Origin of the sequence: Paenibacillus sp. SSG-1, assembly GCF_002224835.1 — a bacterium.
GTDB classification, from domain to species: domain Bacteria; phylum Bacillota; class Bacilli; order Paenibacillales; family Paenibacillaceae; genus Paenibacillus_AQ; species Paenibacillus_AQ favisporus.
Window position 1 is genome coordinate 4,101,148 of record NZ_MBRK01000001.1, and the last position, 16,199, is coordinate 4,117,346.

General features: G+C 54.3%; 16 protein-coding genes. All 16 read right to left on the minus strand.

Translation table 11 applies throughout. The annotated features are described in order from the left end of the window. Positions 1-52: 52 nt before the first annotated feature. Complete coding sequence (gene rpoD / locus BCV73_RS19065) at positions 53-1,186, minus strand: RNA polymerase sigma factor RpoD (RefSeq protein ID WP_076169815.1); 1,134 nt, start codon at positions 1,184-1,186, stop codon at positions 53-55. 41 nt (positions 1,187-1,227) lie between these two features. Further along, complete coding sequence (dnaG, locus tag BCV73_RS19070) at positions 1,228-3,048, minus strand: DNA primase (RefSeq protein ID WP_076170145.1); 1,821 nt, start codon at positions 3,046-3,048, stop codon at positions 1,228-1,230. Between the two features lie 48 nt (positions 3,049-3,096). Further along, positions 3,097-3,555 (minus strand): YaiI/YqxD family protein, encoded by a 459-nt coding sequence (locus tag BCV73_RS19075; protein WP_089548207.1) that lies wholly within the window; start codon positions 3,553-3,555, stop codon positions 3,097-3,099. 264 nt (positions 3,556-3,819) lie between these two features. Beyond that, positions 3,820-5,895 carry a glycine--tRNA ligase subunit beta gene (glyS, locus tag BCV73_RS19080; RefSeq protein WP_089548208.1) on the minus strand — a complete coding sequence of 692 codons (2,076 nt, stop codon included), beginning with the start codon at positions 5,893-5,895 and terminating at the stop codon, positions 3,820-3,822. After that, positions 5,888-6,775, minus strand: coding sequence for a glycine--tRNA ligase subunit alpha (glyQ, locus tag BCV73_RS19085; RefSeq protein ID WP_076169812.1), 888 nt, complete (start codon positions 6,773-6,775; stop codon positions 5,888-5,890). Before glyQ ends, glyS begins: the two co-directional genes overlap by 8 nt. Before the next feature lie 373 nt (positions 6,776-7,148). Continuing rightward, on the minus strand, positions 7,149-7,910 hold the full coding sequence (gene recO, locus BCV73_RS19090) for a DNA repair protein RecO (RefSeq protein WP_089548209.1): 762 nt from the start codon (positions 7,908-7,910) through the stop codon (positions 7,149-7,151). A 36-nt stretch (positions 7,911-7,946) separates the two neighbouring features. After that, positions 7,947-8,102 carry a YqzL family protein gene (locus BCV73_RS19095; RefSeq protein ID WP_076169810.1) on the minus strand — a complete coding sequence of 52 codons (156 nt, stop codon included), beginning with the start codon at positions 8,100-8,102 and terminating at the stop codon, positions 7,947-7,949. A 127-nt stretch (positions 8,103-8,229) separates the two neighbouring features. Further along, a complete protein-coding gene (gene era, locus BCV73_RS19100) occupies positions 8,230-9,129 on the minus strand; it encodes a GTPase Era (RefSeq protein ID WP_089548210.1) in 900 nt (299 codons plus the stop codon). Between the two features lie 149 nt (positions 9,130-9,278). Then, entirely contained in the window at positions 9,279-9,695 is a 417-nt protein-coding gene (locus BCV73_RS19105) for a cytidine deaminase (protein ID WP_076169808.1), read from the minus strand. Positions 9,696-9,717: 22 nt separating this feature from the next. Continuing rightward, complete coding sequence (locus BCV73_RS19110) at positions 9,718-10,092, minus strand: diacylglycerol kinase family protein (protein WP_076169807.1); 375 nt, start codon at positions 10,090-10,092, stop codon at positions 9,718-9,720. Continuing rightward, positions 10,092-10,589 (minus strand): rRNA maturation RNase YbeY, encoded by a 498-nt coding sequence (gene ybeY / locus BCV73_RS19115; protein WP_089548211.1) that lies wholly within the window; start codon positions 10,587-10,589, stop codon positions 10,092-10,094. The genes BCV73_RS19110 and ybeY overlap by 1 nt, the downstream gene beginning before the upstream one ends. 3 nt (positions 10,590-10,592) lie before the next feature. Beyond that, a complete protein-coding gene (locus tag BCV73_RS19120) occupies positions 10,593-12,848 on the minus strand; it encodes an HD family phosphohydrolase (protein WP_089548212.1) in 2,256 nt (751 codons plus the stop codon). Positions 12,849-12,862: 14 nt separating this feature from the next. Continuing rightward, positions 12,863-13,780, minus strand: a complete 918-nt coding sequence (locus tag BCV73_RS19125) for a PhoH family protein (protein WP_373309598.1) — start codon at positions 13,778-13,780, stop codon at positions 12,863-12,865. A 60-nt stretch (positions 13,781-13,840) separates the two neighbouring features. Then, a complete protein-coding gene (gene yqfD, locus BCV73_RS19130) occupies positions 13,841-15,037 on the minus strand; it encodes a sporulation protein YqfD (protein ID WP_076169803.1) in 1,197 nt (398 codons plus the stop codon). Then, positions 15,034-15,327 (minus strand): sporulation protein YqfC, encoded by a 294-nt coding sequence (yqfC, locus tag BCV73_RS19135; protein ID WP_076169802.1) that lies wholly within the window; start codon positions 15,325-15,327, stop codon positions 15,034-15,036. The genes yqfD and yqfC overlap by 4 nt, the downstream gene beginning before the upstream one ends. A 239-nt stretch (positions 15,328-15,566) precedes the next feature. Further along, on the minus strand, positions 15,567-16,187 hold the full coding sequence (locus BCV73_RS19140; protein ID WP_089548213.1) for a hypothetical protein: 621 nt from the start codon (positions 16,185-16,187) through the stop codon (positions 15,567-15,569). Positions 16,188-16,199 lie beyond the last annotated feature (12 nt).

The following is a 16,199-nucleotide window of genomic DNA, read 5'->3' on the forward strand; positions in this document are numbered from 1 at the left end:
TAAAAAAAGGACCTTGCTGGCGGCACGCCGCAGAAGGTCCAAGTTGGTTTCGCTATTCGAGAAAATCCTTAAGCCGTTTGCTGCGGCTTGGATGGCGAAGCTTCCGGAGCGCTTTGGCTTCGATTTGGCGAATCCGTTCACGGGTAACGCCAAACACTTTGCCCACTTCTTCAAGCGTCCGGGTCCGGCCGTCATCCAGACCGAAACGAAGCCGGAGCACATTCTCCTCACGTTCAGTCAGCGTATCGAGCACGTCTTCCAGCTGTTCCTTCAGCAGCTCGTAGGCCGCCGCATCCGCAGGAGCAAGCGCCTCCTGATCCTCGATAAAATCCCCCAGGTGGGAATCATCCTCTTCCCCGATCGGCGTCTCAAGCGACACCGGCTCTTGGGCAATCTTCATGATTTCCCGAACCTTCTCCACACTGAGTTCCATCTCGGCCGCGATTTCCTCCGGCGTTGGTTCGCGCCCCAATTCCTGCAGCAGCTGACGGGATACCCGGATCAGCTTGTTGATCGTTTCCACCATATGAACCGGAATCCGGATCGTTCTCGCTTGGTCCGCGATCGCGCGCGTAATGGCCTGGCGAATCCACCAAGTGGCATACGTACTGAATTTGAACCCTTTATTATGGTCAAATTTCTCAACGGCCTTGATCAGGCCCATGTTGCCTTCCTGAATCAAATCAAGGAAGAGCATGCCGCGGCCGACGTAGCGTTTGGCGATACTGACAACGAGACGCAGGTTCGCTTCAGCCAGCCGGCGCTTCGCTTCCTCGTCCCCGTTCATAATCCGCTTAGCCAGTTCCACCTCATCGTCAGCGGACAAGAGAGGCACCCGGCCGATTTCCTTGAGATACATCCGTACGGGATCGTTGATCTTAATGCCTGGCGGCAAAGACAGGTCATCGTCAAAATTAAAGTCGTCGTTGTCGCTACCTTCATGGTCGTCGCCTTGACGCAAATTGCTGACTTCCTCGTCATTCTCATTGACCACTTCAATACCCAAATCGCCCAGATGCTCATAGAACTCATCCATCTGTTCAGGGTCTTGGTCGAACGGCGATAGTTTTTCCATAATATCTTTGTAATTCAGTGACGATCTCTTTTTACCCTGCTCAATCAGCTGATCCTTTACCTGATCAAGCGTAAATTCTGTCTCTAGTTCAGTATGCTGATCATTCGCCATATTTCGACTCCCTCCTCCCTAGAAACCATCGAAGCCAACGATTACTGTCTCTCTAGGGCTATAATCTCACTTGCAATTTGTGCAGCACGCAAAAAGTCTCCGGACCGTTCGGCAGATATCATTTCTTCTTTCTTCTGCTCTATTTTCCGTTGTTGCGGGACCTTTTGTACCTCCCGAATGCAATCATCCAGCTCTTGCACGCTCCACTCCCGCGGCATATCCATCATGGAGATGGAGCTGACGGTTTTCTCGAGGCGATCGTCGTGGAGCGACGACATAAACCGGCTGATATCCGGTGATTTGCCCTGTGCATAATAGGCATATAGATAAGCAGCAATCGCTGCATGATCATCAATGTTAAACGCGTCCCCAAGCCGTTCTTCCACGTAGCGGGCGGCCTCGGCATCCTGCAGCATCATGGCTAAAAGGCGACGTTCTCCGGTATGATAAGCCGGCAGTAATGTCGGCGCGGGAACATGCCCTTTTTTATGCCTACCATTATTCCACCTTTTGTCGTTATTATCCCCATCCGGCATGTTTTTTTGCATCGACTGGCGGATCTCGTTGCAATCCTGCTTCAAGCTGTCAAAGGAAAGCTGCAATTCTGAAGATAATTCCCTTAAATATACTTCCCGTTCGGTGGAAGAAGGCAGCACCGCGATGATGGGCAGGACTTCCTTCGTGTAGGCGATTTTTCCATCTTCTTCTAGGAGTATATGGTTTTTTTTCAGATATATAAGCTTAAATTTTGTAGTTGAAACGGCGCCCTCGATAATCTGCCGCATGAACCGTTCCGCCCCGTATTTACGGATGAATTCGTCAGGATCCAGCCCATCGCTGAGCACCGCGATCCTGATGTTCAGCCCCACGTTTTCAAGCAGCGGAATCACCTTCATTGCCGCAGCTTGTCCGGCCCGGTCTCCGTCGTAACACACCAGCACTTCGTCCGCCATCGTCTTCATCAGAGAGGCGTGATTCTCCGTTAAGGACGTCCCCATCGTGGCTACGCCGTTCTGAACCCCTGCCTCCCATGCCGAGATCACGTCCCCGTATCCTTCAAAAAGAACGATCTGCCGCGATTTGCGAATGGACGGTCTGGCCTGATGCAGGTTGTACAGCGTCCGGCTTTTGTTAAAGAGCTTGCTCTCAGGCGAATTCAAATACTTCGGCTGCCCTTCGCCGAGAATCCTGCCGGCGAAAGCGATCACCTTGCCGCTGCGGTCATGGATCGGAAACATGATCCGGTCCCGGAAACGGTCCAAGTAATCCCCGCCGTCACTGCGCTTGGTCAGCAATCCGCCCTTCTCCGCCTCTTCGAGATCAAAGGAGCGCCTGGACAGAAACTGGACCAGCGTATTCCACGTATCCGGAGCGTACCCGATCTGGAACAAATCGATCATCTTGTCAGTGAAGCCCCGCTGCCGCAAATAATCCATGGCTGCCTTGCCATGCTCCGTATTTTTCAGTAAATAGTGATAAAACTTCGCTGTCCATTCGTAGGCCTGAAGCAGGCGGTCTCTCTCGGGATTCGGCTGATGCGCCGGTCCCCCCAGCCCTTCCGGTACCGCGATGTGGCTCTCTTCCGCCATGACTTTAACGGCTTCGGGAAAAGATAATCCTTCGATTTCCATCCTGAATTTGATGGCATTTCCACCCTTGCCGCAGCCGTAGCAGTAAAAGATTTGCCGCTCAGGCGTGACCGTGAAAGACGGTGTTTTCTCCGAATGAAACGGGCAGAGGCCTTTCATGTATTTCCCCTGCTTGGTCAGATGAACGTACCTGCTTACCGTATCGACGATATCATGCTGCTCCAGCACCGCGTCGATGACCTTCTCCGGAATGCTTCCATGTCCGGCACTCATCATAACCACCTTCATCTCTTTTTGCACGTAAAATATAATTCGCTATCGTTATACGTTCTCCTGCAAATCCTGCAAAAGTTTTGTCAGTTTCTGTTGAAAAATTCTTTTATCCTCCGCCGTGATCGGTTTCGGACCTTTGGAATGCTTGCCGCTCCTACGCGCTTTGGCCTGATGGTGCCTGCGGTCGAGCATAAACTCGATGTCCTCGTTATGAAACTCCATGCCCCGAAAGGAGAGCACATAGCAATGTTTCGACAAGGCCAAGGCGGCCAGTCCGTAGTCCTGGGTAATCACAACGTCCCCCCGGCGGATATGATTGGCGATGTATAGGTCGGCGCTCTGATCGCTCCGGTCCACCTGAACGGTCCGCACACCCTCCCCGGCCTGGATCAAGTGATCGAACGAAGAGACCATCAGCACGGGAACGCCCAAAGCCTTAGCTGCTGCGGCAATCTCCTGTTTCACCGGACAGGCATCGCCGTCCACAACGATTTGTCTGTCATCCATAGCCGATTCGAGCCCACCTGTCATTCTTGGTATTCCGTACTATTATATACGAGCCTGTCCTATAAAAATCCTTCCGGGACGGACATTACAACTTCTGACAGTGCTGCAGGAAACTTTTGGGTGCATAGAATGAACTAAAGAAAAATAAAACAGGAAGCTGAATGAAAAACTTCAGTTCAATCTATATACATGAAAAAGATACGAAAACGGGACCGATTTGTTTCGTCCCGCTTCCGTATTCTTTTACCCGAAACCTTTACAGGTTTACCACACCAGCTTGTTAAAATCGGCAAACTGCTTCAAATCGCGGTCGATCGATGCCAATAGACCCAGACGGTTAGCCCGGACCCGCTCATCCTCGGCCATGACCATGACGGAATCGAAAAACTTCGTAACGGCTTCCTTAATGTCGGCAAGAAGCGCAAGGGCTTTGGCGCCATCCCGCTCCGACAGCGCTGCATGGTAATCGTCGGTGATGGACTGCCATGCGCGGAACAGATTAGACTCGGCCTCTTCCACGAAGAGCGGCTCCTGAACTTCTGCCTTTTCCGCTTTGGCTGCCAGATTGCTGACCCGATTGAAGGATTCAACCGTCGTCTTGAAGTCGTCTCCGCTGTTAACCGCCTGCATCAGCGCTTCCCCGCGGGATACAACGGAGATGACATCGTCGAATCCGGCGGAAATGACCGCGTCCACCACGTCGTAGCGGAGCGTCTCGGAGAGCAGTTTCTTCACGCGGAGGCTGAAGAACTCGGCCAGATCCTTGCGGATGTCGTCCGGCTGGCGGTCCAAGCTGCGAAGCTCTGCATGCACGCCGAGCGCGATGCCGAACAGCTGGGACAGCGTGAGCGGCATCTGCTTAGCCAGCAAAATCTGCACGATGCCCTGGGACTGGCGTCTCAGCGCATAAGGGTCCTGGGAGCCGGTCGGGATGATGCCGATCGAGAAGCAGCCGACGATCGTGTCGATTTTGTCCGCAATGCTGACGATGGAACCCACCAGGCTGGACGGAACGTCGTCCGATGCCGAACGCGGCTGGTAATGCTCGAATACCGCCTTCGCGACGTCTTCCCGTTCGCCGGCTTTGCGGGCATAGTCTTCGCCCATGACCCCTTGCAGTTCAGGGAATTCATACACCATTTGCGTAACGAGGTCGAACTTGCAGATGTCCGCAGCACGGCTTACCGATTCGCTGTCCGTGCCGGAAATTTGCAGCGCTTCTCCGATCTGGTCGGCGATACGGCGGATCCGGCGGACCTTATCGCCAACCGTGCCGATTTCCTCGTGGAAGACGATGCTTTCCAGTTTGGAGAGCGCGTCCTTGATCTCCAGCTTCTGGTCTTCCTCATAGAAGAACTTGGCGTCCGACAGGCGGGCGCGAAGCACCTTTTCGTTCCCTTTGGCGATCACGTCAAGCGACCGCTTGTCGCCGTTGCGCACCGTTACGAAGAACGGCAGCAGCTGCCCCTGCCCATCCAGAACAGGGAAGTAACGCTGATGCTCCCGCATGGAAGTGATCAGTACTTCTTGTGGAATGTTCAGGAAGGACGGATCGAATGTTCCGAAAAGCACCGTCGGGGTTTCCACCAGGAACAGCACTTCCTCCAGCAGATCGTCCTTGACCGCAATGGTCCAGTTTTTCTCTGCAGCAAGCGACTCGATCTGCTCCAGAATCATGCCTTCGCGTTCCTTCACGTCTACGATGACGTGCTGGCCGCGCAATACTTCCTGGTAAGCGCCGGCTTCCGGCACGACGGCTTCCGTTCCGAGGAAACGGTGGCCGCGGGTCACGTTGCCCGACTTCACGCCGGTCACTTCCAGATTAATCACGTCTGTGCCGAACAGGGCTGTAATCCAGCGGATCGGACGGATAAATTTATATTCATAGCTGCCCCAGCGCATATGCTTAGGGAATGTCATCGAAGAGAGGATGCCGAGCAGTGCCTCAGACAGCAGCGCAGAAGTCTCAACACCGTTGCTGCTCTTCGTGACGTAAATATATTCCACGCCGTTCAGCTCTTTGAACGTAAACTGCTCGGGATCTACGCCTTGTCCGCGGGCGAAGCCAAGCGCGGCTTTGCTCCAGTTGCCGTTCTCGTCGAGGGCGATTTTGCGGGACGGGCCCTTCACTTCCTCCTGCACGTCCTCCTGCTTCTCCGCTACCGATTTAACAAGCACGGCCAAGCGGCGGGGGGTTGCGTAGGAGTGAACTTCGCCGTAGGCGATCCGGGACTGCTCCAGCCATTTCACCATACGTTCTTCCAATTGCTCCATCGCTGCGCGTAAAAACCGTGCCGGCACTTCCTCCAGGCCGATTTCAAACAACAGGTCCTTAGACATTCAGGTCGCCTCCTTTCTTCAGCAGCGGGAAGCCGAGCTTCTCGCGCTCCTCCATGTAGGTTGCCGCCACCTGGCGGGCCAGATTGCGCACCCGCGTAATATAGCCGGTACGCTCCGTAACGCTAATGGCTCCCCTTGCGTCGAGAAGGTTGAACGTGTGCGAGCATTTCAGGACGTAGTCGTATGCCGGAAATACGAGATTCCGCTCCATCGCCTTGCCTGCTTCCTGCTCGTACATGTTAAACAGCGTAAACAGCATTTTCACGTCGGACACTTCAAACGTATACGTGGAATGCTCCACTTCCGCTTGATGGAACACATCACCGTAAGAAATGCCGTCAACCCACTCCAGGTCAAATACGTTCTCCTTCTCCTGAATGTAGGAAGCCAGGCGCTCCATCCCGTAGGTAATTTCCACGGCGACCGGGTTCGTTTCGATACCGCCCACCTGCTGGAAGTATGTGAACTGGGTAATTTCCATACCGTCCAGCCATACTTCCCAGCCGAGACCCGCGCATCCTAGCGAAGGGTTCTCCCAGTTGTCCTCGACAAAGCGGATATCGTGGTCGAGCGCATCCACTCCGAGCGCCTTCAGGCTGTCGAGATACAGCTCCTGAATGTTGTCCGGGCTCGGCTTGATGATCACCTGGAACTGGTGATGCTGATAGAGCCGGTTCGGGTTCTCCCCGTAACGGCCGTCCGATGGCCGGCGGGAAGGTTCTACATACGCTACCTTCCAGGGTTCCGGTCCGAGAGAACGCAAAAACGTCATCGGGTTCATCGTGCCGGCCCCTTTTTCCGTATCATAGGGATTCACGATAATGCAATTCTGATTGGCCCAGAACTGCTGCAGCGTCAGAATCATCTGCTGAAAGTTCATATACGACTCTCCTTCATTGAAAATTGGGGGGAATGGACGGATACCCGTCAATAATGATCACATTTCTGTACAACAAAAAGCTCCCGCCCTATGCCTGTTGTACAGACATAGGGACGAGAGCTGATCCCGCGGTTCCACCCTACTTGGCTGCCCCTCGCTTGAGCTAGGAACAACCCACTTTTCCGATTTCATTTCACACTCCCGAAGTGCCGATTCATGGATTCCTTCCGCCAGGCTTGCACCCTCCCCGGCTCGCTAACAGGAATGGAAGACCCACTACTTCTTCGATCATTGCGTGTCAGACAATTTAATTAGAAACTTAATATATACTACAGGAAATGATTCCGATAGTCAAGATCTCCTGCAACAGATCCTACAGCCCGTACTTCTCCATCTGATCGAGGAAACCCCGCGACTTCAAATTCAGCCCCAGCTGCATATCCATAAATACCCGCATGACGGCTTTCAGCTCCGCCTTGGTCTCTTCCTTCACATCGACGTGGCCGAGGCGCCGCAAATCGAGCTGGGCAAACAGACGCAGCAGCTTCATCGTCCGGGGCGAAATCCCCATGGCCTGAGAATCCAGGTGCTTGCACGCCCGGCACAGTACGCCTCCGAGCCGCGGACTCACCCAATACCGTTCCTCCTGTGGTGAAATATCCCTTCCACAAGAAATGCAGGATGACAGTTCGGGACCGTATCCTGCAGTCTGCAATATTTTCATCTCATACAAGTTGATAATGACGGCGGGGTCTTTGCCATCTTCCAGCGCATCTAGACACGCCTTAAGCTGCTGGAACCAGAAGCTCCCCGTCTCCTCGTCCTGAAGCACGCGGTCAAGCAGCTCGCAGGCGTAGGAGGCATAAGCGGCAAGAACGATGTCCTCGCGCAGCACGTGATGGGACTGCATAATTTCCCCTGCGTTCAGCGTGCCGAGTCCCGTGCCGTTTCTGAAAAATACGTATTCCGCTGTCGTAAACAGCTGTGTCAGTGCAGCATGGCGGCTTTTCACCTTTTTGGCGCCACGGACAAGTACGCCTACTTTACCCGCGTTTTCGGTGCAAATCGTAATAATTTTGTTCCCTTCGCCGTAGTCCATGCTGCGGATGACGATCCCTTCCACCCTGTATAGCATGCTTCTTCCCCCAGCCATTCCCGGAGCAGCCAAAGATCATTCGTTCTCTTCATAGGTATCCGTCTCATCCAACAGCTGCGTCGCAGCCGCCGTCTCCGCTTCATCCGCCGTCATGCCGGCGGCCTGTTTATAGAGCAAGTAAGCATCCACATCTCCAGTCATCGCAAAATACTTCCACGAAAAATCTCGCATTCGTATTCATCCTTTCTTCGGAAATGGCGTCTGCATCTTCAAAAAATAGGATGTTACGAAAGCCGTGAAACTATGTGTTGCAATTCCTGCCAAGCCGGGATTCCCCCCGCCTGGCATCGGATGCTCACTAGTCGCGGTTAAAGCCCAGATCGCGAAGAACCCGCTCTTGGTTGCGCCAGTCTTTTTTCACTTTTACCCACAGCTCGAGGAAAATTTTCGAGCCAAGCAGGTTTTGGATATCCTGCCGCGCCTGCTTGCCGACTTCCTTCAGCAGCGAGCCCTGCTTGCCGATAATGATACCCTTCTGCGAATCCCGTTCCACGAAAATCACCGCCGAAATATACACGACGCCGTTGTCCTGCACGCGCATATCTTCGATCGTGACCGCGATGGAATGCGGAACCTCTTCGCGGGTCATATGCAAAATTTTCTCCCGGATCAGCTCCGCGCAGACGAACTGCTCGGGATGGTCCGTGACCTGATCTTCCGGATAGTACTGCGGCCCTTCGGGCAAATACTTCTCCACCTGCTCGAGCAAGGTGTTCACGTTATTGCCCAGCATGGCCGAAATCGGCACGATTTCGGCGAAATCATGCAGCTTGCGGTACTCCTCGATAATCGGAAGCAGCGCCGGAGGCTCGATTTTGTCAATTTTGTTGAGCACGAGAATGACCGGCGTCTTCACCTTCTTCAGCTGCTCGATGATATAGCGGTCGCCGCCCCCGAAACCTTCGGACGTATCGGCCAGGAACAGTACGGCCTCGACCTCCTGCAGTGTATTCAGCGCGGTATTGTTCATGAAATCGCCAAGCTTGGACTGGCGCTTGTGAATACCCGGCGTATCAAGAAACACGATTTGGGAGTGATCCGTCGTATATACGCCGTGAATTTTGTTGCGCGTCGTTTGCGGTTTATCCGACATGATGGCGATTTTCTGGCCGATGACTTGATTCATCAGCGTCGATTTCCCCACGTTCGGTCTGCCAATAATGGCTACAAAGCCTGATTTGAATGACGGTTTCGCCATGTAAGTCATTACCCTCCTATAATGCTTCCTTAAGCAGGAAGACCATCAGGGCCCGCATTCTTCGTACCGCGGCGAAGCATTGATGCTCACCGGCTGCCAAAGATGGGGCCCCAGGTTTTATATGTGTGTATTCCAATAGATCGTGCAGCTTATTCGTTGTCACTGTGTTTCAAGTCGGAAGGTCCAAACGCACCCGGCAGCAGATCCCGCACCGTGGTTTCCTGGATGTCCCCCTTCAGATTGCCCATGATGACTTTCATGTCGGGAGCACACAGCTCCACCAGGACCTGGCGGCACACGCCGCACGGCGAGATCGGACCTTCGGTATCTCCAACAACGGCAATCGCCTGGAAGCTGCCCGGCTGATGTCCGTCTGCGACAGCGCGAAACAGCGCGGTCCGTTCCGCACAGTTGGTCGGCCCGTACGCCGCGTTCTCCACGTTGCAGCCGTGATGGATATGGCCCTCGGCGTCCAGCAGGGCCGCTCCTACGCCGAAGTGGGAATAAGGGGTGTAGGCCTTGGTCCGTGCCTTGATCGCTTCTTGCATTAATTGAGCTGTGTCCATAGTATGATTCCTCCTGTAACTTCTAATGTTGACTTCCCAGCCATGCTGCGACAGGCTGATAGAACACAATAATGGCGACGACGACGGCAAAGATAGCCGTCAGCAGCACGGCGCCGGCTGCGGTATCTTTCGCCGCCTTCGCCATAGGATGCGGCTCCGGTGAAACCATATCCACAACGACCTCGACGGCGGTGTTCAGCAGCTCGGCGGCCATCACCATCGTGATCGCGACGAGCAGGAACAGCCACCTCTGCCACGTCAGCTGCAGCAGGGCGGCAGCGGCAATGACCACAACCGCCGCCACGGCATGAAACCGCATGTTCCGCTGGGTTTTCAATGCGTATCCGATTCCTTCCGCGGCATAACTGAATGAAGCAAGGAAGGAGCGCTTGGCCATTACCGAGTCAACCCCACCTGGGCCAGGACAGCCTCCTGTTTGCCCATCATCTCCGCTTCGCTTTCCGCATCCTGATGGTCGTACCCGAGCAAGTGCAGAAATCCGTGAACGAACAGGAAGCCGATTTCACGCTCCACGGAGTGACCGTATTCTTCACTTTGCGCCTTGGCCCGGTCGAGGGAGATAATGATGTCGCCGAGCACCTCCGGCATATCATGCAGCTCCTCGTCCTGTTCCAGCTCATACACGATGTCCAGCTCTTCGTCCAGGCTCTCGTTCATTGCGAAGGACAAGACGTCCGTCGGACGGTCGATGCCTCGGTACTCGAGGTTCAGCTCATGAATCTGCTTATCGTCGACGAATGTGAGCGCCACTTCGCCGTCCTCCACGCCTTCCGCTTCTCCCGCCTTCTGCAGGATGACCTCCAGCGTGGCAATCAGCTCCTCGCTGACCGGATGCTCATTTTGTTCATTGTTCCAAGCCAGATGCAGACCCATCTTTCAACCGCTCCTTCTATTCTCTTCATCCATCTTCGTTTTCTTAATCTCTTCCGGATACTCGATCCGGGAGTGGAAAATCCCCATGACGCTTTCTTTCAGCGTCTTTGCGATAATATCCAATTCCTTCATCGTCAGATCGCACTCGTTAAACTGGTGATCGTCCAGCCGGCTCTTGATGATTTTCTCGATCACCGATTCCACCTGAGTGACGGTCGGATTACGGAGGGACCGCACGGCAGCTTCGACGCTGTCCGCGATACCGATGACGGCCGACTCTTTGGACTGAGCCTTCGGACCGGGGTAACGGAAATCCTCTTCCGTGAAATCCGGCTCTTTGCCCTGCTCCTCCGCCAGACGAAGCGCCTTGTGGTAGAAGAAATGCAGGAAGGTGGTGCCATGGTGCTGCTCGGCGATATCACGAATCGGCTTCGGCAGCTTATAATCCTTGAGCATTTCGACCCCGTCCCTCGCATGCGCAATAATGATCGACTTGCTCAGCTTCGGATCGATCGAGTCGTGGGGGTTCTCCATATTGTTCTGGTTTTCTATAAAATAGCTTGGCCGTTTCGTCTTCCCAATATCATGGTAATACGATCCGACCCGGCACAGCAGCCCGTTGGCGCCGATCGCTTCGGCCGCCGCCTCCGACAAATTGCCAACCATGACGCTGTGGTGGTACGTTCCCGGCGTTTCGGTAAGCAGCTTACGCAGAAGCGGGTGATTCGGATTCGACAGCTCCACCAACTTCAGGGCTGACAGAATGCCGAACGTGACCTCAAAAAACGGCATGAGGCCGATGACCAGAATCGCAGTCAGCAGTCCGCCTGCAAAGGCAAACCCCAGCGCGTACAGCGTCGACATTTGCTGCCAGTCATCATTGTCGATCAAATTAATCAAAAATACAGTCAACGAGCCGAACAAGCAAACCATGATCCCGCCCTTCAGCAGGGTCGACCGCTGGCTTGCCTTATGGATCGTAAAAATCGCCACGTAGGATACGATCAGCGAGAACAAGCCGAACTTAAAATCAAACATTTGCCCCTGATGCACATTCAGGATGACGCTGGATAGAATACTGAAGATCATGGCGCAGAAAAACGCGAGCGACATGTCCAGCAGCAGCGTGACCAGCATCGAACCGATGGCAACCGGCGCCAAATAGCCCAGATAGGGGCGCTCGCTGCTCTGCAAAATGCCGGCGACATGCATGGAAACGATCGTAATAATAAAAATAAGAACAAGCATCAGCAGCTGGGAATTGTTATACCCAAACTTGCCCCCGTTAAGCTGGCGGATAAACATCATGAGTCCTAAGGCCAGCAGAAGAGACAAAAGCAGCAGCCCAAACTGCGGCCAATAGTTGACGTCATTTTTGAGCAGGCCGTTATCATCCAGCAGGTTGTACAGCTCTTCCGTAATCAGCTCGCCTTTGGCGACAAGCACGCCGCCCTGCTTGATATATACCGTAGGGGTATTTTCCCGGGCCTGAACTTTGGCTTCCTTCGTCGCCTCTTCGTCATAGAACTTGTTGGCCGTAATCGCGATCTTCGACAGCTCCTGCACTACCTCGCGCGCGGTGCGCTGGCTCAGAGAGCTCGTGCTGACCAGCTCGGCCACCTTGGCCCTTGCGGTCTGGGCGTCCACGATCTGGTCGTTGGTCAGCCGCGATACGATTTCGCGCGCCACCGGCTTCATCTCGGTAATATCGGAAGAGGTCAGACGCGGAATTTTGATGAAGGTCTCTTCCGGAATTTTATAGACCTGCTGGTTGGTCACCCTCAGCATTTCGTTCAGCAGCGCTTCGGAATAGGTACCCGAACTCCGCGTATTATTGACGTAGTTCTGCACAAAGTCCTGGGCGCGCTGCGGAATCTCCTGACGGTAGATCGCCACCTTGTCCTCCCGGGAAACCTGGTCGTCCTGATTGAGCTTGTCGATCCGGTCAAGCAGCGAGGCGATCAGGCTGTCGTTCCGGATCGGAACGATGGTATAAATCGGCTGCACGCGTTCGGCAGCTTCCTCCTGCGCCTTCAGGGTCGCTTTGTTGTTCGGAATCTGCATCGGCGCCGTAATTTCCTTCTCGCTGTGCGTGCCGACCTGAATATTGTATTTTTCCGGAAGCAGATCCGGCGCCAGGCTCACGTAGAACAGAATGGCCAGACATAAAAAGAGAACATAGCGGGTTGCCGCGCTATGTTTCCATCCGATATTTTTAGTTGAGAAAGATTTGCCTGATGACGCTTCTTTCGAAGTCATAAAGATAATCCCCTCTAATCTTGGTTTTCTGCAGCTTTGTCGTAAGCAACAATGATTTTCTGCACTAGGGAGTGACGCACGACATCCTGCTCGGCGAACTGCACAAACCCGATCTCTTCAATGCCGCTCAAGATCGACTTGGCTTCAACCAGCCCGGACTTCTTGCCTCTCGGCAGGTCAATCTGGGTTACGTCGCCCGTGATGACCATCTTCGAGCCGAACCCAAGACGGGTAAGAAACATTTTCATTTGTTCAGGTGTCGTGTTCTGGGCCTCGTCCAATATGATAAAAGAATCATCCAGCGTCCGTCCCCGCATATAGGCGAGCGGAGCGATCTCAATCAATCCCCGTTCCAGCGACTTTGCAGTCTGTTCAGGTCCCATAACGTCATAGAGCGCATCGTACAGCGGACGCAAATACGGGTCTACCTTCTCCTGAAGGTCACCCGGCAGAAAGCCCAGGCTTTCCCCCGCTTCGACAGCCGGACGCGTCAGCACGATCCGCTTGACGGAGCCCTCCTTCAAGGCCGCAACCGCCAAAACAACCGCTAGATAGGTCTTGCCTGTTCCCGCAGGCCCGATGCCGAATACAATGTCACGCTTGCGGATCGTGGTGACGTAGTGCTTCTGGCCGATCGTCTTGACCCGGATCGGTTTGCCCCGGAACGTGGTCGTGATTTCACCCTTGAACAGGTCGAGCAGCTGATCCGCCCGGAAGTCCTTCGCCAAATCGATCGCATAGGATACGTCGCGTTCGGTCAGAATGTAACCGTTGCGGACAAGCTGGAGAAGCACCTCAAACAGCTCGGTCAGCACCTGCACGTCGCGGTCGCTGCCGCGGACGGTAATTTCCGCTTCCCTCGACACGATCTGGGCGGGAATCTCCGCTTCGATCATCTTCAGAAAGGTGTCTTGCGGTCCGAAAATGGACATCCCTTCGCTTGCACTTTGAAGTAAGATTTGTGCGCTGTGATTTTTTTCTGACAAATAGCCTCATTCTCCTTGGTTGTGAACTATGGGAAGCTCTTCGGCAATCTTCTCTTCCACCTCGAAAAGCACTTTCATATAAACTTTACCATTCTCTTTCTTCTCATGCAAAATTTTTTGGCTGATGATCTGCGAATCCGTCCCATATTTCGCCAAAATATCCCGCACGGCTCCGTCCAATCCCTGTTTTTTGGCCTCTTCGACGGTCAGTGTTTCTTGGCTTTCCCGCACTTCCATGACTTTTTCCGTCATCCATCCGACGGGGAGCTTGAAGGAGCGCCAGGTCAGAGGATCATGCTCCGTTAGCGTTTCGGAAGCCTTGTACGGATCCTTTCCGTAGCCCCACAGCTGCACCGCGCGGTCACCGATCACAAAATAAGACTTGGTCTTTCTTTCCCCGGTGTACACTTTATGCTTCTGGACTAGCGGAACCGTAAGGCTGTATTCGTGCCAAACCAGCCCTTTGACCTCCCCTTTGGCCACGACGACCTCGGTGTTTCCACCGTCAACGCCAAGAATGCCCGATATGAGCACCTGTCCCTTTTTCACACGGGAGTTCTTCTCGACGAGCGGCCGACCCTGCTCCGCATAGATGCTCGTGACGACCGCGTCCGTCCGGCTGACCAGATGGCGCGGGTCGGTCAGCGGCTGCTTCGGCGGTTCGGCCGCCTCCACGATCTGGATCGTAATGGTGGTGCCCTTGCGCTCCACCCCGATCCAGGACGTGCCCGGAAGCCGGATGCTCAGCTCACGCGACAGCTTGTCCGGCGAATCTAAGCGAAAAATCCACTGGAACGGGCGGACCCCCTCCTTCTTCGCCGCTTCGAGCACGTCTTCGGTCGCGATCTTTTCGTTGCCGGTTACCCTGACGTTCCACACCATCGACGACAGCAGGAAGAGCAGAACGAAAAAAAGCACGATGCCCACCATAAAAAACTTGCGCTTATACAGCTTGACCAGCGTAAAGGGCAAACCGATCCGGCCCTGTACATGCACCCGGCAGCCTGTCCGTTTCAACAAGGGACGAAGAGCATGAAAATCCCTCAGCAGCACCTTCATCTCTGCCAAATTTCCGTTTTTGGGCTCGATGTCCCATACCGGTACACCGTTCTCCGCCAATGCATTGATGAAATACTCCACATGCTCCCCCCGGACAGCAATCCGCACGCAGCCGCGAACCCGGGTTAACGTCGGGATTTTCATGGACTCTCCTCCGTTCCTGTATATTTAATGTTCGTTACCGATCCTTCGATCATCACTTCTTCCGGCAGAATCGACCGGATCATAAGCCCGGAGCCTTCGATCTCGAGCAGTCCCTGGGACAGGGAAAGGACCATTTTATCGGGTGAAAAATGCCGGACGCCCCGATGATTTTCGATATAGAGTTCTTTGTTTCCCACCATAGTGATGCGCGGCAGATCGAACAAAACGTCCTGCGGAACATCCAGCATTTCGTTCGTCCACTTCCGCAGCCTGCGGCTGATCCCGGCCATACGAAGGTCTTCCCCCTTCCTGTACTCTACACCTTATGCGCGCAAAGCCCGGTTTATGAAGCTTTCCAGGGAAGTTCAAGCCAGAAAGATCACACGCCTTTCGCAGCACGAAAAAAACGCCTCTCGGCGTTAGATCACAGCGGACAGGCTGTGCGATCCAAAATGAAAAGCCTCTTCCGCTGCCCGAAAAGATATCATGATCTTCCCGGGCCGAAAGAAGCCTCACTTCTAAATTATCGTTATTTTCGCGGATTCAACGGGCGTTTGGAGCGGGGCGGGCCGAGAATTTCAGCCCAGATGATCCCTTGTCTGGCCTGCTCGGCCAAAGGGGATACCGGGACAACTGCCTCACGGTCAGCCGCCCTGTCAGCCCCCATATCCATTTGCGTCGATATTTTGTCCAGAGAAGCGTTCACCCTGTTGATCTCCTGCTGCATGGTACGGGTTCGATCCTCCAGCGTAGCCTGTACCGGGGACGGCTTCTCCTCCGCCCACATCGAGGATACTCCTTCGCCGGTATCATAGTCCGGAGCCGGACGGTAGTCTTGGGAATATACTGGCGGTTCAGGGGCTGACGAATCATACGATCCGAACGGAGAGCTCCTTCTGCCGGCAGGTTCCTGGGGCCGTGGCCGGGAGCCGTATGCCGGATCTGGACGGCCCTCATCGTATTCCTCATCCTCGTCCTCATCGTAATCGTCCGCTTCGTCCCGTCGTTGATACGGGCGGCCTTCTCCCCCGAACGTGGGCATGCCCCGGGGCTGCTGCCTCTGCTTCGATTTGTTTCCTCTTTTGCTCAGCGCAGAGATGACCGCAAATCCAATGATCAGGATCCAGTAAAAGTGTTCAATGATCCACATGGATGCTCATTC

Excerpts from the sequence above, each read along its gene's own strand:
- rpoD (WP_076169815.1), bottom strand. The coding sequence starts at position 1,186 with ATGGCGAATGATCAGCATACTGAACTAGAGACAGAATTTACGCTTGAT.
- dnaG (WP_076170145.1), bottom strand. The coding sequence starts at position 3,048 with ATGAGTGCCGGACATGGAAGCATTCCGGAGAAGGTCATCGACGCGGTG.
- BCV73_RS19075 (WP_089548207.1), bottom strand. The coding sequence starts at position 3,555 with ATGGATGACAGACAAATCGTTGTGGACGGCGATGCCTGTCCGGTGAAA.
- glyS (WP_089548208.1), bottom strand. The coding sequence starts at position 5,895 with ATGTCTAAGGACCTGTTGTTTGAAATCGGCCTGGAGGAAGTGCCGGCA.
- glyQ (WP_076169812.1), bottom strand. The coding sequence starts at position 6,775 with ATGAACTTTCAGCAGATGATTCTGACGCTGCAGCAGTTCTGGGCCAAT.
- recO (WP_089548209.1), bottom strand. The coding sequence starts at position 7,910 with ATGCTATACAGGGTGGAAGGGATCGTCATCCGCAGCATGGACTACGGC.
- BCV73_RS19095 (WP_076169810.1), bottom strand. The coding sequence starts at position 8,102 with ATGCGAGATTTTTCGTGGAAGTATTTTGCGATGACTGGAGATGTGGAT.
- era (WP_089548210.1), bottom strand. The coding sequence starts at position 9,129 with ATGGCGAAACCGTCATTCAAATCAGGCTTTGTAGCCATTATTGGCAGA.
- BCV73_RS19105 (WP_076169808.1), bottom strand. The coding sequence starts at position 9,695 with ATGGACACAGCTCAATTAATGCAAGAAGCGATCAAGGCACGGACCAAG.
- BCV73_RS19110 (WP_076169807.1), bottom strand. The coding sequence starts at position 10,092 with ATGGCCAAGCGCTCCTTCCTTGCTTCATTCAGTTATGCCGCGGAAGGA.
- ybeY (WP_089548211.1), bottom strand. The coding sequence starts at position 10,589 with ATGGGTCTGCATCTGGCTTGGAACAATGAACAAAATGAGCATCCGGTC.
- BCV73_RS19120 (WP_089548212.1), bottom strand. The coding sequence starts at position 12,848 with ATGACTTCGAAAGAAGCGTCATCAGGCAAATCTTTCTCAACTAAAAAT.
- BCV73_RS19125 (WP_373309598.1), bottom strand. The coding sequence starts at position 13,780 with ATGTCCATTTTCGGACCGCAAGACACCTTTCTGAAGATGATCGAAGCG.
- yqfD (WP_076169803.1), bottom strand. The coding sequence starts at position 15,037 with ATGAAAATCCCGACGTTAACCCGGGTTCGCGGCTGCGTGCGGATTGCT.
- yqfC (WP_076169802.1), bottom strand. The coding sequence starts at position 15,327 with ATGGCCGGGATCAGCCGCAGGCTGCGGAAGTGGACGAACGAAATGCTG.
- BCV73_RS19140 (WP_089548213.1), bottom strand. The coding sequence starts at position 16,187 with ATGTGGATCATTGAACACTTTTACTGGATCCTGATCATTGGATTTGCG.